This window comes from Actinophytocola sp. (assembly GCF_036378875.1).
Lineage (GTDB): Bacteria > Actinomycetota > Actinomycetes > Mycobacteriales > Pseudonocardiaceae > Actinophytocola.
This window is the reverse complement of record NZ_DASUVO010000071.1, coordinates 15547-30807: the sequence shown is the minus strand read 5'-3', so window position 1 is coordinate 30807 and position 15261 is coordinate 15547. Positions and strand designations below refer to the sequence as shown.

At 68.1% G+C, this 15261-nt stretch carries 16 protein-coding genes; 4 read left to right on the top strand and 12 right to left on the bottom strand.

Annotated elements, in window-relative coordinates:
• Nucleotides 1–28 precede the first annotated feature (28 nt).
• Complete coding sequence (locus tag VF106_RS19940) at nucleotides 29–601, bottom strand: TetR/AcrR family transcriptional regulator (RefSeq protein WP_330841267.1); 573 nt, start codon at nucleotides 599–601, stop codon at nucleotides 29–31.
• Nucleotides 602–931: 330 nt separating this feature from the next.
• On the opposite strand from VF106_RS19940, the gene VF106_RS19935 reads away from it, so the two are divergent.
• A complete protein-coding gene (locus VF106_RS19935) occupies nucleotides 932–1630 on the top strand; it encodes an SDR family oxidoreductase (protein ID WP_330841266.1) in 699 nt (232 codons plus the stop codon).
• 561 nt (nucleotides 1631–2191) lie between these two features.
• On the opposite strand, the gene VF106_RS19930 is transcribed toward VF106_RS19935, so the two are convergent.
• The 3 genes from VF106_RS19930 to VF106_RS50925 all read right to left on the bottom strand — a co-directional run bounded on the left by VF106_RS19930 (nucleotide 2192) and on the right by VF106_RS50925 (nucleotide 4984).
• Nucleotides 2192–3382, bottom strand: a complete 1191-nt coding sequence (locus VF106_RS19930; RefSeq protein ID WP_330841265.1) for a serine hydrolase domain-containing protein — start codon at nucleotides 3380–3382, stop codon at nucleotides 2192–2194.
• A 553-nt stretch (nucleotides 3383–3935) separates the two neighbouring features.
• Entirely contained in the window at nucleotides 3936–4520 is a 585-nt protein-coding gene (locus VF106_RS19925; protein WP_330841264.1) for an FAD-dependent oxidoreductase, read from the bottom strand.
• The gene (locus tag VF106_RS50925) at nucleotides 4442–4984 is read right to left on the bottom strand and encodes an FAD-dependent oxidoreductase (RefSeq protein WP_414639030.1); all 543 of its coding nucleotides are present in this window, start codon (nucleotides 4982–4984) and stop codon (nucleotides 4442–4444) included. Before VF106_RS50925 ends, VF106_RS19925 begins: the two co-directional genes overlap by 79 nt.
• 129 nt (nucleotides 4985–5113) lie before the next feature.
• On the opposite strand from VF106_RS50925, the gene VF106_RS19920 reads away from it, so the two are divergent.
• The 3 genes from VF106_RS19920 to VF106_RS19910 all read left to right on the top strand — a co-directional run bounded on the left by VF106_RS19920 (nucleotide 5114) and on the right by VF106_RS19910 (nucleotide 7929).
• Nucleotides 5114–5524 (top strand): hypothetical protein, encoded by a 411-nt coding sequence (locus tag VF106_RS19920; RefSeq protein ID WP_330841263.1) that lies wholly within the window; start codon nucleotides 5114–5116, stop codon nucleotides 5522–5524.
• 372 nt (nucleotides 5525–5896) lie between these two features.
• Nucleotides 5897–7123 (top strand): PucR family transcriptional regulator, encoded by a 1227-nt coding sequence (locus VF106_RS19915; protein WP_330841262.1) that lies wholly within the window; start codon nucleotides 5897–5899, stop codon nucleotides 7121–7123.
• Between the two features lie 128 nt (nucleotides 7124–7251).
• Nucleotides 7252–7929, top strand: a complete 678-nt coding sequence (locus VF106_RS19910) for a hypothetical protein (protein ID WP_330841261.1) — start codon at nucleotides 7252–7254, stop codon at nucleotides 7927–7929.
• Nucleotides 7930–7976: 47 nt separating this feature from the next.
• Here VF106_RS19910 and VF106_RS19905 read toward each other — a convergent pair whose 3' ends face one another.
• The 8 genes from VF106_RS19905 to VF106_RS19870 form a co-directional block, all read right to left on the bottom strand.
• Nucleotides 7977–8903, bottom strand: a complete 927-nt coding sequence (locus VF106_RS19905) for a hypothetical protein (protein WP_330841260.1) — start codon at nucleotides 8901–8903, stop codon at nucleotides 7977–7979.
• Between the two features lie 41 nt (nucleotides 8904–8944).
• Nucleotides 8945–9529 carry a hypothetical protein gene (locus VF106_RS19900; RefSeq protein ID WP_330841259.1) on the bottom strand — a complete coding sequence of 195 codons (585 nt, stop codon included), beginning with the start codon at nucleotides 9527–9529 and terminating at the stop codon, nucleotides 8945–8947.
• 21 nt (nucleotides 9530–9550) lie between these two features.
• Nucleotides 9551–11011, bottom strand: coding sequence for a DUF6801 domain-containing protein (locus VF106_RS19895; RefSeq protein WP_330841258.1), 1461 nt, complete (start codon nucleotides 11009–11011; stop codon nucleotides 9551–9553).
• A 90-nt stretch (nucleotides 11012–11101) separates the two neighbouring features.
• A complete protein-coding gene (locus VF106_RS19890) occupies nucleotides 11102–11656 on the bottom strand; it encodes a hypothetical protein (protein WP_330841257.1) in 555 nt (184 codons plus the stop codon).
• Between the two features lie 210 nt (nucleotides 11657–11866).
• On the bottom strand, nucleotides 11867–12520 hold the full coding sequence (locus tag VF106_RS19885; RefSeq protein ID WP_330841256.1) for a hypothetical protein: 654 nt from the start codon (nucleotides 12518–12520) through the stop codon (nucleotides 11867–11869).
• Complete coding sequence (locus tag VF106_RS19880; protein ID WP_330841255.1) at nucleotides 12517–13020, bottom strand: hypothetical protein; 504 nt, start codon at nucleotides 13018–13020, stop codon at nucleotides 12517–12519. Before VF106_RS19880 ends, VF106_RS19885 begins: the two co-directional genes overlap by 4 nt.
• Entirely contained in the window at nucleotides 13005–14216 is a 1212-nt protein-coding gene (locus VF106_RS19875; RefSeq protein ID WP_330841254.1) for an MlaD family protein, read from the bottom strand. The genes VF106_RS19880 and VF106_RS19875 overlap by 16 nt, the downstream gene beginning before the upstream one ends.
• Complete coding sequence (locus VF106_RS19870; RefSeq protein ID WP_330841253.1) at nucleotides 14216–15256, bottom strand: MCE family protein; 1041 nt, start codon at nucleotides 15254–15256, stop codon at nucleotides 14216–14218. Before VF106_RS19870 ends, VF106_RS19875 begins: the two co-directional genes overlap by 1 nt.
• Nucleotides 15257–15261: the final 5 nt, after the last annotated feature.

Below are 15261 nucleotides of genomic sequence, written 5' to 3'. Positions count from 1 at the left end.
CATACGCCGAGCACCACGCGTGGTGTGTTCAGCGCATGAACGCGAGGGCGTTCTGGATGCCCTGCTCAAGGACCTCGTCGGCGAGTTCCGGGTCGGCCATGGCGCGGGACAGCTGCAACGTTCCCACCGCCAGCGTGAACAGCCCGAGGGCCTTTCCGCGCGCGGACCGCGGGTCGTCGGGAGCCAGATGGGCGGCGATGCCGTCCACGATGGTCCACGCACCGTCGGTGTAGGCGCTCTTGGTCGCGGTCGCGCAGCGCCCGATCTCATCGAGCAGGGCGGCGGAAGGGCATCCGGCGGCGGGATTGTCCCGGTGCTCAGGCGACAGGTACTCGCGGACGAACTCCTCCAGTCCCGCGAGGCCGGGCGGCAGCGTGCTGTACCTCGCGGCCTGAGTACGCAGTTGGTCCGCGACGACGGTGGCGACGAGGTCGTCCTTGGACTCGAAGTGGGCGTAGAACGCGCCGTTGGTCAGCCCCGCGTCCGCCATCAGCGTGGCAACGCCGGAGCCGTCTATGCCGTCCTGTTTGAGCCGGCGGCCGGCCGTCTCGACGATCCGTTGCCGTGTCGCCTGCTTGTGCTCTTTGCCGTAACGCGCCACCGGACTACTCCATCCGCTCGGACAAGGCCATTACCCCGCACTCCACCCAGGTCATAGTCTGACGTACGTAATATTATCATCGGCAGACAATCCGATCCGGCCGTGGGCCAGCCGCCCGTCGACCGCGGATGGGATCTCGCTCGACGCCCGCAGTGCGGTGAGCCGCCCATCGTTTCCCGCGCTGATCGTCCGCCTCTGACACTGCCTCGGCGAGCTGACCGAGCCGCACGCCTGCGGCCTTAAGGACACCTGATCTGCCGCTCGGCCGGAAGACACCGGCTCAGCGGTCCGTTCGACCACTCCGTTTCCTACTCCACCAGGAGCCTGTTCATGGACATCTCTGCCAGCACCGTCCTCGTCACCGGAGCCAACCGGGGCTTCGGCCGCGCACTCGCCGCCGAACTGCTTGGCCGCGGCGCCACCGTCTACGCCGGCGCCCGCAACCCCGACCAGATCGACCTCCCGGGCGCGAAGCCGATCGCTCTCGACATCACCGACCCCGCCTCCGTCCAGGCCGCCGCACAGGCCACCCGCGACGTGACCGTCCTGATCAACAACGCCGGCTCGGCCACCGGCGCCGACCTGCTCACCGGTGGCCTGGACGACATCCACCTGGAGATGGACACCCACTACTTCGGCACGCTCTCGATGGTCCGGGCCTTCGCGCCACAAATAGCGGCCAACGGCGGCGGTGCGATCCTGAACGTCCTGTCCGGCCTGTCCTGGGTCAGTTTCCCGGAAGTCGGCGCCTACTGCGCCGCCAAGTCCGCGGCATGGTCACTGACCAACGCACTGCGTCTGCAACTCGCCGACCAGAACATCCGGGTCGCCGGACTGCACGTCGGCTACATGGACACCGACATGACCGCGAGCGTCACCGCCGAGAAGTCCGACCCCGCCGACATCGCCCGAATCGCCATCGACGGCATCGCCGCCGGCTCCTACGAAATCCTCGCTGACAATGCCTCCCGCCAGGCCCAGGCCGCGCTGGCCGGGGGTGTCCCGGCGTTCTACCCACAGCTGACCTGAGGGGCAGCGGCGGCGGCCCGGAACCACCGCCGCGCCAGGAACCGCCCGCGCCGAACGCCGCTGGAACCGTGTACCGCCAGAAGGTCGTCGTCCACGAGGAGGCGGTCGCCGCCGGCGAGCTGTCGCAGTGTCACAGTTGTGCGACCAGAGGGCGTCCTCGACCACCATCACCGCCACAGCGAAACGCAGAACTCATCACCAAACCTCAGTGACTCGCCGAACGCTCACCACAGACAGCCCAAATGGCCCAACGAACTCTCTCCGAAACGCCGGTCAGAACCAGCGTTCACCCACGTCTGTCGGCGTACGGGTGAATGTGCCCAGTCGCGTACAGGAACTCGTGCTCAGCTGACCGCGCCGGCTGCTGTCCGTTGGCTGGTCAGAACGCGCGCTCGGCGGCAGGGGCTCGGTCTTGCCCTGCGCGTTCGGGCCGCGGTACTGGTGTCGTCCGCGAAGGCTGCGGCCACGCACGCCACGGCCGAGCAGGCAGTCCCTCGGTCAACCTCGGTCCCCGCCGGGGTTGTCGACCGATTTCCGCCTGCTCGGCCGGTGCCGTCGGTCCTACCCGGCCTGCCCGTTGCAGATCACCTTGTTGACCAGTGTCCGGTCCGCCTTGTCGTAGGCAAGTGCCAGGTCGTTGTCGGATACGGAGTCCCCGTAGGTCAGCGACAGCTCGAAGGTCCTGCTGCCGTCGGGCGTGCTGCCCATAATCGTCCCGTAGCCGTGGAAGCCACCCATGCCCTTGAAGACGGTGCCGCAGTTCGGGCCCGCGTCCTGCACCCACAACCCGAGGCCGTAGCCGCCCTTGGGGTGCGGCCTGCGCATCTCGGCCAGCAACGGGGCCGGCAGGAGCTTGCCGCGGTTGAGCGCGGAGAAGAACGTGTGGAGGTCCTTGGTGGTCGAGATCATCTCACCGGCGCTGGACACCCAGGAGGGGTTCTGGCGGGTGATGTCGACGACCTTCCACTGCCCGGCGTCCTGGTACCGGTAGTAGCCGTGGGCGTGCGGCCCGGGGATCCCCGACCGCGTGCCCGGCACCACGGTGTCCCGCAGCTTGAGCGGCCGCAGGATCCGCCGCTCGAGCTCGTCGCCGTAGGGGCGGCCGGTGACCTTCTCGATCAGCAGCCCGGCCAGCACGTAGTTGATGTTCGTGTAGCCCCAGTCTGTGCCCGGCGCGAACAGCGCCGGCTTGGACACGCTGAACCGCACCATGTCCTCCGGCCGGTAGGAGTGGAACCGGTTGTCCACGAACTCCTGGCCCGCCAAGGGCATCAACCCGGACACGATCGTCCCGTCGGGCAGCATCGCACCGACGTAGTCGAACAACCCGCTGGTGTGCTGCAACAGCATCCGCACCGTGATCCGCCGGTCCAGCCCGTACTCGGGCAGGTAGTCGGCCACCGGTGCGTCCAGGCCAACGCTGCCCTCACCGACCAGCTGCAGCACCACGGTCGCGATGAAGGTCTTGGTGTTGCTGCCCATCCGGAACCGCCCGTTCGTCGGCGGCTTCGCGGTCGATCCCAGCTCGCGCACCCCGGCACTGCCGACCCACTCGCCCCGCTGGTCGTGCACCCGCAGCTGCACCCCGGCAAACCCGGAGTCGGCGATCGCCTGGACCGTCGCCTGCAGGTCCGGACGATCCTGCCCGGCAGCGGCCACGCCGTCCGCGGCAGCCACCCCGGGCAGGGCCACCCCGGCCAGCAGCCCAGCCGCCACCGCCGTGACCCCCGCCCGCCGAAACAGCCGCGGCATCCGGACCCTGTCGTTCCTGGCACCCATTCGAGGCCCTGAGGCCACAGTCGATGAACTGATCATGGCAACCACGATCGCCAACCGCCCTGACACAGGACAGTCACCGCGCTGACACCACCCGTGACACGGCATCCCCACAGCGCGAAACGGCGGTTCACCGGCACGGCGACCTTGATTCGCGCGACAGCAGCGCAGACTGACGAAGCACAACCACCGCGCTCAGACGGGGCGGCCGCCGCGCGACATCCGCCCCCGGACGAGCAGCTCGACTTAGCCGTCGTCGCCTCGAGACAGCAGGAAACTGGGCACGGTCACCCGTAGCGAGCCGCCTGGGGCCTTGCGGCCGATCACTGGACACCCCCTCCTGCAGCAACGCCGACAGCGCGAGGTGACAACAACGTCGGCCAGGCGGTGACAACCATCGCGGCCAAACTGGCGAAAGATCGTGTTCGGGGACGGCTTCCGATGACAACTAGCCTGACTCGTCACAATGGTCGCTGTGGCTGAGCACTTCAGTTGGCCGGTTGAGCGTGGTGGTTGGCCTGCTTGGCGCTCATCGGGGCGGGGTCTCGATCGGACCGGGGGTGGCGCCATCGTGGAGGGTGTCGGCGATCGTGTGGCCGATGGCAGGGGCGCGCATGAACAGGTTGTTGCCCCAGATTGCGGTGGCCGGTCCGTTCTGGCCGATGTGGACGCCGTCGCCCAGACCTGGGATGACCGTGCCGTGGACCGTTTCGAGGACCTCGTGCCCGACGCCGGGCAGGAGGTCGCGGGTGTAGGCCCGGACCGTCTCGAGGGAGTGGGCGACCGCTTCGTCCCTGCCGGTGTCCCAGGGCAGCCCGTCGCCGAACTCCACTCCGATGGTCAGGCGGTCGTCGCCGTGCGGGTACAGGTAGAACGTCACGCCGAGCTGCCAGTTGTGGCTGCGGTCAAGCCAGCACGGCGGCTGGTCCTCCCGGTATCGGAGACCGAAGGTGAACTGGACCTGATGCGCCAGCGCGCTCGGGGTCTCGATGCCGACCTGTGCGGCGAGTTCGGAGGTGCCCTGCCCGGCCGCGATCACGACGTGGTCGGCGTCGTGCCGCCCGGCGTCGGTCCACACCGTGACCCGGTCGGCCGCCGGCTCGATGCGGTCCACCCGTTCAACACGCAGGCTCGCCCCGACGGCACTGCGCAGATACCGGCCGGTCGCGGCGGCGTCGATGACGCCGGCACGTCCACCGGTCGGCCCTGACGGCCAGCGCTTGTGTCTCTCGATGGTGGCCTTGTTTTCGCGGTACGGCGTCGTGATGACGAGTCCGTGCCGGTGGAGGCGGACGAGGCCGGAAAGTTCGTGGCGGCGTTCGGCGCGGGTCGTGTTCCGTCGCCGGGCGAAGAGTGTCCGGAACTCGGTGTCCCACTCGGACCAGAGCGGTCCCGCCCAGCCCTGGACCAGATCGGCTCGGAGCAGGTGTCCGTGGTCCGCAGGAGGCGCGAACTACCGGCCGACCGCGCGGCCATCGGCACCGCGGCCTCGAGACAGATGACCTCGCAACCGCGACGCAGCAACACGCGGCTGACCGCCAGCCCGACTACACCGGCACCGACCACCACGACTCGCATGGTCCGATCTCACCCCCGCGTAACGGTCTGACAAGGACCAGACGGCAACAGCCGCGAAGTGCCCTTCCTTGCCGGAGAGGGGCTTTCGCCCATCCATCCTGACGATCACCATGAATCATCGAGGTTAACATGACCGACAGAGAGGTATTGTTCAGCGGCATCGGCGAGATTATTGGGCGTCGACACCGGCTTTCTGGTTTGGATCCCAAGTCTGGGACTTTCGAACTGCATGACGAGGATCGAACGGTTCGTGTCACATTAGAGTTGGATCTTCTTGGGGAGTACTTCAATCAGCTGAATGAGCATGACATCCCCGGCTCACCGCAGGATGCACGGGACCGAGTCCGGGCGAAGCACATCGCCATGCGGATCGAGGAAATCTTCGAATCAGACATCTACTTGTCACTTCTCGAGATCCGGCTCGACCGGTCAGCCGATGGTCGGGTTTCCCTTGTCGATCGACGCGGCTCCGCGCGGAGATCATTCCCTCCGACAACCACAGAGAGCGGCTATTGGTCACCCGACCGACCTGGCACCTGATCGGCACCTATTCATCTCGGGCTCACCCTCACCCCGCGCGAGCGACTCGAGATCTTCGGCAGCACCCGACTGGAGGACAACGCGGCCCGCGCCGAACAGCGCTGGGGCGGCACCGAACAATGGGAGCAGCGCCGCACCACACGACCCACCGCGAGGTCGCCGACGCCGACCGCCGCGGCGCGGACGAATAGTCAGTGGTCTGACCAATGGCCGGCCATCCGACTTGTCAACACCGTTCAGGTGCCGGCCGAGAACTTGTCACGTACGTGACAAACCGTGGGTTTGTTCCGTCCGGATGTGACATCTCGAACGTGTGCTCCGATAAAGCCAGTGCTACCGCTCGAAGGTGCGCGGGCTGTAAGGGAGCACCACATGACTGTCGAGTACCGCCTCGACAACAACGTCCTGCCCAAGCCGCTCGCGGATGTGCTGAGGCCGGAGTTCGCCAGCGTCGCCGCCGAGATCGTCGACGAGATACGCGCGAAGATCCCCAACTACGCGCGCCCGCTCGACGGTCCGTACGGCAAGTCGCTCAAGGCCGGTGTGCAGCACGCCCTCACACTGTTCATCGAGCAGATCGCGAACCCGGACGCGTCCGCGCAGAAGTGCTACGAGGTGCACCAGAAGCTCGGCCAGAACGAGATGCGGGAGGGCCGCAGCCTCGACGACCTGCAGGCCGCCTACCGGATCGGCGCGCGGGTCGCGTGGCGCCGGGTGATGCGGGTCGGCAAGCGCAACGGTCTGTCCTCAGCGGTGATGTCGCAGCTCGCCGACGCCGTGTTCGCCTACATGGACAAGCTGGCGTCAGTCGCGCTCGACGGGTACCTCGAGGCCAAGGCGACCTCCGCCGGCGCACTGGAGACCTGGCGGCGCCGGCTGCTCGGCATGATCCTGCAGAACCCGGCCGCACCACCGGCCGCGATCGCCGAGCTTGCGCAGCTGATCAGCTGGGAGGTGCCGGAGAAGGTCTCGCCGATCGCCGTGCACCCGCTGCCCGGCACCGGTCACAACCAGCGGAAACCCACCCTTGACGCGGACGTGCTCGCCGATCTCGACGGCATCGAGCCACGCCTGCTCGTGCCAGGCGAGGTGACCGACGGGCGGCTGGCGGCGATCCGGGCCGCGCTGCCGCAGTGCCGGCTCGCGGTTGGGCCGTGTGTGCGGCTGGACTCCGCGGCGTACGCGCTGCGCTGGGCCCGCAAGGCACTGTCGCTGGCACAGCAGAACGTGCTGCCGGACCGGCAGGTCATCCGCGCCGAGCACTACCTGTCGACCGTGCTCGTGCACTCCGACGACCGGCTGCTCGGGGCCCTGCGGGACCGGCTCCTGGCCCCGCTGCGAGGGCTCACGGTCAAGCAGCGTGAGCGGATGCTGGAAACCCTGCGGGCCTGGCTGGACGTACAGGGCAGCGTGCCGGACATGGCCGCGCTGCTGGACGTGCACCCGCAGACGGTCCGCTACCGCATGCGCCAGCTCGAACAGTCCCTCGGCCACCTGCTGCACGACCCGCACCAGCGTTTCGAGCTGGAACTGGTGCTGCGTGCTTCTCCGGCGCGGCGCCGCGACCAGGAAGTCGTACTTCCGGCCCAACGCCGCTGACGTTCGCTGACCGTTCGGCCATTGACGGATGGCCATTCGGCCAGAGCCGTCGTTCACACAGAACCTGACTCCCGGTCCTTCGTCTGAACAGGGCGTAAGAGCGATCAACAAGACCGGGAGAAACCACGATGTTCAAGCGCGTTGCCATCCTCGCCGCCCTCGCCGCCGGCACTGTGCTCCTGACCGCGTGCAACGCGTCCATGTCGGCCAGCGACGGGAAGACCGGGGCCACTGTGGACGTCAACCTCGCGACCGACGGCGACCAGGAGTCAGAGCCCGTCGACTGCGGTGAGGTCGAGGTGAACGGCAGCACGCAGAAGCTGATCGCCGTCGGGGCCAACGGCGGCGTCGTCGGCTGCACCGAGGCGTTCAACGTCCTCGACGAGTACCTCACCAAGGGAACCACCCAGCTTTCCGACGGCTGGGCCTGCGCCCCCGACGACGCCTCGGTCGCCTGCGTCAAGGGCGACGCCCAGGACCCCGAGGGACTCGGTTTCCACACCGAGGCCATCGACGCGACGACGCCCAAGCCGGTCGAGTGCGGCGAGGTCGACGTGGACGGCAACAAGCACATGCTGATCGCCGAGCCGACCGTGGACGGCGTGGTGGGCTGCACCGAGGCGTTCAACATCCTCGACGAGTACCTGACGATCCCCGCGGCGCAGCGCGGCGCCTCCCTCGACGGCACCGACCTCTCCGACGGCTGGCACTGCACCACCGACGACGGCGAAACCGCGTCCATCGGCTGCGTCCAGGGCAGCACCTACAACGACATCACGTTCGCGTTCGGCACCAGGCCCATGTGAAATGAGAATGCGGCCGACCCGGGGATCGGCCGCATTCTCATTTGCGGCTAGTTGACCACCGCCGCGTGCCAGCGCTGGGACAGTTGCTGGCCCTGGGTGGGGGCGAAGTTGCGCGGAACCTGGAAGCCGCCCAGGTTGGTGACCGCGTCGTTCAGGACCAGGCTGTTCGAGCCGGCCGGGGACGGTAGGCCCTGCTTCAGGTCGACCGCGCCGGACAGGATGCCGAACAGGCCGCAGCCGCTGGCCCTCGGCACCGCGAACGTGCTGTCACCCTGTGCCGCGCCCGACAGGGACAGGTAGCCCATCTGACCGGTCGCGTTCGCCGTGCCGTCGGCGTTGAAGCGGACGACCCGGCCGGTCGGCCTGGCCAGGTTGGCCGGCTTCAACACGATGGGGTTCGCGTTGGTGCCGATGTAGCAGGTTGAGCCGAGGAACGGGTTGTCCAGCTTGATCTTCACCGGCAGCGTGATGATCGGCGTGCCGGTGCCGACGCCGGCGGCGAGGTTGAAGTCCGTCGGGGCGCCCGCGGACTGGATGGTCGCGGTCACCCTGTTGAGCGGGCTGTTCGTCAGCTGGCGGCAGATGTCGGAGATGAACGGGATGGCGCTCGGGCACATGAGACCGAGCAGCCCGCCCGGGATGTCGACCGAGTCCCCGATGACGGCGCCGGCGGCCGGCGCGACGGTCGTGTACGTCCCGGACTGGTTCAGCACGCCGAGCTGGAGGTCGGTCGCGCCGGTGGTGAGCGTGGTGGCGCCGATGGTGAACGTGCCGGACGGCGCGCTGGAGGACAGGCACAGCGCGGCGACCGTCACGCCGTCGGCGGCCAGCATCGCCGGATCGTCGACAGGGCAACGGTTCAGCGGGGCCCACGCACCGGCGAGGGTCGTCGCCGCCGACGCCGGGGTCACGAGCGCGAGGGACGCGGCGGCTGCCGCGACCATCGCAAGAAACACGGTTCGGGTTCTTCGCATACCTGACACGGGCACACCTCTCACGGAAACTGTTCGAAAGGTCAGGACGGGACGATGTGTTGCACCGGCACCACCGACAAGGTGCTGCCGAGCGTCGCGTGGGTGGCGCCGTCGAGCGCACCGAAACAGTCGTTGTTCGGATCCACGGAAATGTCGTCGATGGTGGGGTTCGGCAGGATTTCGAGCTGCCCGTTCCCGTTGTGGTACCGGAAGTCGAGCGAACCGGAGAAAGTCGCTTCGCAGGCCGGACCCGTCCACGCGAACGACACGTCGGGGATGGTTCCGGTGACCACGTCGGTGGCGGCGTCGTAGGTCTGGGCGTGCATTGTCCAGTCACCGATCTGGACGTATTCCGGGGCGAAACCGAGCGGGCCGGAGCAGTCGGAGAACTGGACACCCGGTGTCTCCGGGAAGACCGCGACCGGGTTGCCGACGGTCGGCGCGACACCCGGCAGCGCCAGCGACTCGCAGTACCACTCGAAGCCGGTCTCCGGGAAGTAGAACGAGACGTCCCCGCCGCTCGCGGTGATGTTCCCTCCCGGTGTCACGGTCCAACCGGTGGCCGGCGCGGGACTCGCGGTGCCGAGCATCAGTCCGACGATCAAGGGCAGCACGAACCTGCGCACAGAACTCACCCCATCCGGAAATCAGCGCTGCGGAGTCGGCGTGACGGGTGGACAGTTGACCTGGTTGCCGAGCGAGCAGACCTTGCTCTGCGTCATTTTCACGAAATTGTCCGGCCCGGAAATCAGCTCGGTCAGCAGCCGGTCGAGATCCTCCCCGACACCACAGCCGGAAAACGGTGGAATCGTGACCTTGCCGGTCAGCACGCCGCCGTTGGTGATGCTGTAGGTCGCCGGGGTCGCGGTCAGCACCGCGTCGATCGGCGACGCGGACCTGCAGTCGTTGCCGAGGGGGACCTTCACGCCGTTGACGCAGGCGTCGATCAGTTGGACGGACAGCTGGATCTTCGCGGTCACCTCACCCGCGGTGCCTCGGAACCAGATGTCCACTTTGGCCGGTGCGAGCTGGGTGAGCTGCATGGTGCCGCTCGCCGGCATGAAACCGAACACGAAGAACGAGCCAGGTGCCTTCGGATAGGTGTGGTCGTCGGGCAGTGGTTTGGTGATCGGCGTCGGTTCGGTGCTGTTCGGCGGCTTCGAACAATCCGCCGGCGGATCGTCGACCGGGCGGGGGTTGTTCGAATAAACCGCGTTGAAGGAGCAGAATCGCCCGGTGGACACGCAGTTGCGGATGAAACTCCCGGCGGAGATGTTGATGAAACCGCCAGGCTGCAACACCGAGGCGTTGAGTTTCGCGACGTTGGTGAACCCGGTCAGTTTCGCGCAGTAGCTCTGGAACGGATAAGGGTTCGGCACCGGGATCGTCGGGTCGTTCTTCGGCGTCTCCGGCGCGTCGATGGCGTGGCATTCCAACGGTACTTTGCTTGGCTCGGCGGCAGCCGACACCGATTCCGTGCCCACTCGCAGGCCCGGCTCGGGTTTCTCGGTCGACGGGGTGACGGGATCCTCGACGTCCGCGACCGACACGGCGGCCAACTCGGTCGTCTGGTCGTCAGCCGGTAGACAGGTCAGCTCCACGCTCGGCGGCTCGGTCGGGGCGCCGTCCGCGTTCTGGCCGGTGATCGTCACGCTCAGGCCGGCCGCGGCGAAGGTGATCTCACCCGGTTCGCCCGCGGTGACCGGTTCTGGCTCGACCGTTCCCGTGAACACCGTGTCCGCGCCGAGTGGGACCGGTGTGTCCTGGACGGCTCCCCAGCTGGCGGACGCGGCGGTCTCGCCCTGTGTGACGGTGGTGTCGAGCCGCACGACGGACGTCGCCGAGACCGCGTCGGGAAGCTGGGCCAACACCTCGGGCGGCACGGTGACCGCCAGCGTCACCCCGGTCGGTTGTACCGGCTCGCCTGTCGTGCCGGTACCGGGGAAGGTGCCGGTCACCCGCAGGAGGGCCTGGCTCGTGTCGCACTGGTAGGTGAGCCGGGCGTCGACCTGCTGTGTGTCGTCCTGCGCACCAGCCGCGCCCGGACTGGCCAGTGCCACCGCCACCCCGGCGGCGGCCAGCACCCCGACACTGGCCATCCTGCGCATCCGGCCACCCATGGCGCCTTGCCTTTCGTGTGGAGCGGGCTCGTTCGACCGGCCGATGCCTCCCCGGCCGGTCGAACGAGCCAGGTGAAACTACGGGCTGGTGACGGTCAGCCCAGGCGTGATCGAGTACGAGCCCGCGAAGTTGGCGTGTTCGCCCTCGTTGATCAGGCCGAGGCAGTTGTTCGCCGGGTCGACGAACGTGACCTCGAGCGTGAAGTCGGGCAGCACCGCGAGCGTGGCCGTGCCGTTGGTGTAGGTGACGTTCACGGAACCGGTGACCGTCGCCTCACAGCCAGGGCCGACGATGCCCGCTTCGATGCCGTCGATGGTGCCGGTCGTGACGCCGGTGGCCGCGTCGTACGAACCGCCGTTCAGCGACCAGTCGCCGACCTGCGTGACCTCGAAGGTCAGGCCGAACGGGCCGGAGCACTCGTTGAACACGATGCCCGGCGTCTCCGGGATCGTCGCGAGCGGGTTCGACAGCCCGGTGCCGCTCTGCGCGGTCCCGTCGGCGGTCGACGAGGCGCAGGACAGCTGGATGCCGGACTCCTGGACCTCGAGCAGGGTCTCGCCGGCGACGCCGTGGAAGGCGCCTCCCGGTGTGACCGTCCAGGTCGCCGGCTGTGCCGCGGCGGGCCCTGTCACAATGGCCGATACGATGAGAGCCGCACCAGTGGCTAAGGTGCCGATCAATCTTGCTCGCATGCGATCGTTCCTTTCTCCCGACAATTAATGGGCGTTTCCGCCATGTCCAAAAATTATGTTACCTGTCAGTAACAGAGGCTACAAGAATTTGTTTTTCTTTTGTCTGCCTCAGCTAAGTACATCCGGTGGAGTTGTCATGTTCGGATAAAGTCATCGCGGTGCCATGTCCGTTATCACCCAACGGTCGCCTTCCCGTGACACGGTTATCGACAGCTGCGCGGCCGCGGCAGAGGTCGTGTTCGTGTCGACCCTTGTGGCGGCCTGGTCGAGGAACACCAGCACGACCGCTCGGTCGTCCTCAAGCGACTGGACCGCCGAGTAGACGACCCTGCTGGTGAGCACGAGCTTCTGTTCCGGCGCCTTGGCCCGCACCTCGGCGAAGAGCTTGTCGTAGGTGGCGAGCGCGTCGCCGCGCAGCACGTCCTTCGCGGCCTGCTCGGTCACCCCGGTTTTGTCATAGGAGTACGAAAAGATCTGGTTCATGGCGTTGGTGACGGCGGCGCTCACCTCGGCGGTGCGGCCGGTGTCCACGAGGGCCTCGTTGTGCGCGGCCGGTGAGTCACGCAGGTTGCCCGCCTCGACCAGCGACCAGGCGCCGGCGGCCGCGAACAGCACCGCCGCCGCGCCGAGCAGCACCGTGAGCCGGCGCGGGCCGAAGAACCGGCTCCTCGGCTCGGGATCGTCGTCCTCGTCAGGAGGATCGACCTCGGCGTCCTCGGTCTCGTCGTCCTCTTCGTACTCGTCGTCCAGTTCGTCGTCGGCGTCGAGGTTCAGGTCGCGGTCGTCTTCGAGTTTCGTGGTCATTGCGCCCCCAACGGCACCTGGTCCATGGCGGACAACTTCCACTCACTGTCCACACGCGACATGCCAGCGACGAACCGGTTGCGCTTCGCGGCGGTCGGCGAGCCGTCGGTCGCGGTCGAGATCTCCACCACCACCAGCAACTTCGCCGTGCCGGCACGGACGTCGAGCTCGCTGACGGCCGCGTCGAGCACGCGGCCGGTGGCGACCGTGCCGGCGTCGGCCAACGCCTTCCTGGTCTTCGCGTCGGTCGCGGCCAGCTCGTCCCGCAGCCCGCCGGTCGAGACGGCGAGCCACTTCTCGATGCCGCCGTCCACGTCGTGTGCGTCCAATGTGGTCAGAATGGCTGCCTGTGTGCGACCAGCGGCCAGTACCTCCTCGCGGGCGTTCGCGTACGCGAGCGAGTCGTCGTTCGTCGCCCGAATCCAGGTCCAACCGCCCCAGCCGGCGAAGGCGAGCGCCAGCACCACGACGCCCAGCAGCACCTTCACTTGTCGAGCCACAGCATCTCCTCCACATTGGACGCCAGGGGGAGCGCTGGAGCGCCGAGCGGTCCGGGCATACGCACCCCGCCACCCGGCACCGCCGGATCGGGCACGCCACCCTCCGGCGCGTTCTGGGAGCCACGCACCAACCTCGGGTCCCCGTACGGGAGCGCGCACTCGGTGGTGGTGTCGAACGGCAGGAGCGAGGTCTCCTCACCCGGCCGGTACGGCGTGTCGTAGCCGGTCACGCACGGCGGTGGGTCGAAGAACGTGTTCACGATCGAGATGTTGGCGCCCTCCGGGGTGATCGCGGTCGACGTCGCGGCCACCGCCTTCGGCAGGTTCACGAACAGCTGCCGCATGCCGTTGATCCGGGTCTCGAAGATGTCCGCGGTGGTCAGCAGGTTCGCGACCAGCACGGGCAGACCGGGGTTCGTGTCCGCGAGCAACCCGGACAGCTGCGTGGCCGCCTGGGGCGCCGCCCCGATCAGCTCCCGCAGGTCGCCGTCCGCGCTGGCCAGCTCGTGCGCGAACAGCTTGGCGTTGTCGGAGAAGTCCCGCCACGCCGTCGACGAGTCAAGCTGCGTCTGGAGCACGGTCGCGCCGTCGTTGATCAGGACCGTGGTCTGCGGCAGGTGGTTCTTGGCCTCGTCGGTGAACGACATGGTCGAGTCGAGCAGGAGCTGCAGGCTCGGACCGGTGTCGTTCATGGCCGTGTACAGCTCGTCGACGACGATCTGCAGCGACTCGGTCGGCACGGACTGGTTGAACGCGCTCAGGTTCGACAGCAACGTGGTGACCGGCATGGGCAAGGTCGTCTGCTCCCTGCGGATCACCGAGCCGTTCTCGAGGAACGGCGCGCTGTCGCCGCGTGGTTGCAGGTCGACGAACTGCTCACCGATCGCGGACCGGTTTGCCACCACCGCCTTCGTGTCCACCGGGATCCTCGGGGCCGAGTCGTCGAGCACGAGGTCGGCCTCCATGCCCCGGTCGGTCAGGCGCATGTCACCGACCCTGCCGACCGCGACACCGCGGTAGGTCACCTCGCTGTTGGTGAACAGGCCGCCGCCGTCCTCGAGCTCCAGCCGCACCACGTACGTGCCGCCGCCGAGCAGGCGGTCCAGACCCGCGTAGTTGGCGCCGACGAACGCGACCGCGGCGAGCGCGATCACGATGAACGCCATCACCTGTAAACGAACCGTCCTGGTGAGCATCAGCTTCCTCCCGGGATCGGCAGCGGCGGCAGCGGGGCCACGAAGTCCGGGTCCGGCGTGATGGTCAGGAAGATGTTGATGTAGTCGCCCTTGGTCACGTTGAGGACCTCGTCGGTGAACGGGAACGTCGGCAGGACCTCGAGCGCCTGCGGCAGGTTCTGCCCCGCGGCCGCGAGCTGGTTCAGGATCGGGGCGAGCGCCTCCAGGTCCGCCACCATGGCGTCCTTGCTCTTCTCGATCGTGTCCACCGCGACGTCGCCGAGCGCGTCGAGCGACTGCAGCATCGTGACGAGCGCCGTGCGCTGCTCCGACAACGCCTGCAGGCCGGGCGTCAGGTCGGTGAGCGCGCCCCTGATCTGCTCGTTGCGGCCGGCGAGCGTGGCGGACAGCTGGTTCAGCCCGTCCAGCGCGGCGGTGATGTCACCGCGGTGGGCGTCCAAATTGGTCACCAGCTCGTCCACGTTCGCCAGGAACGCCTTGATCTCCGGCTCGTTGCCGGTCAGGGCACTGGACAGCTCCTGGTTGATCGTCCGCAGCTGGCCGATGCCGCCACCGTTGAGCAGCAACGACAACGCGCCGAAGACCTCCTCGACCTCGGTGTGCCGGTTGGTGCGGTCGGCGGTGATCGTCGCGCCGTTCACCAGCCGCGCCGTGTCCGTGCTCTCCGGCGGCGCCGCCAGCTCGACGAACTTCTCGCCGAGGAGGCTGGACTGACGCAGGCTCGCGCGGGCGTCCGCGGGCAGCTGGACGTCGCCGTTGACGGCCACCACGACCTGCGGGGTCCACCCGTCCTCGCCGCCGAGCTCGATCGACTCGACCCGGCCGACCACCACGTCGTTGACCTTGACCGCGGCCTGCGGGACCAGGTCGAGCACGTCGGCGAACTCGACGGTGACCCGGTACGGGTGGTCACCGAGGTCCGCGCCGCCGGGCAGCGGGACGTCGTAGATGCCGCTCACGCCGGTCGAGGTGCAGCCGGCGGCGAGCACGAGAACCGCGGCACAGGCGGCGAAGGCTCTTCTCCTGAGTCGATGACTCACTCCGC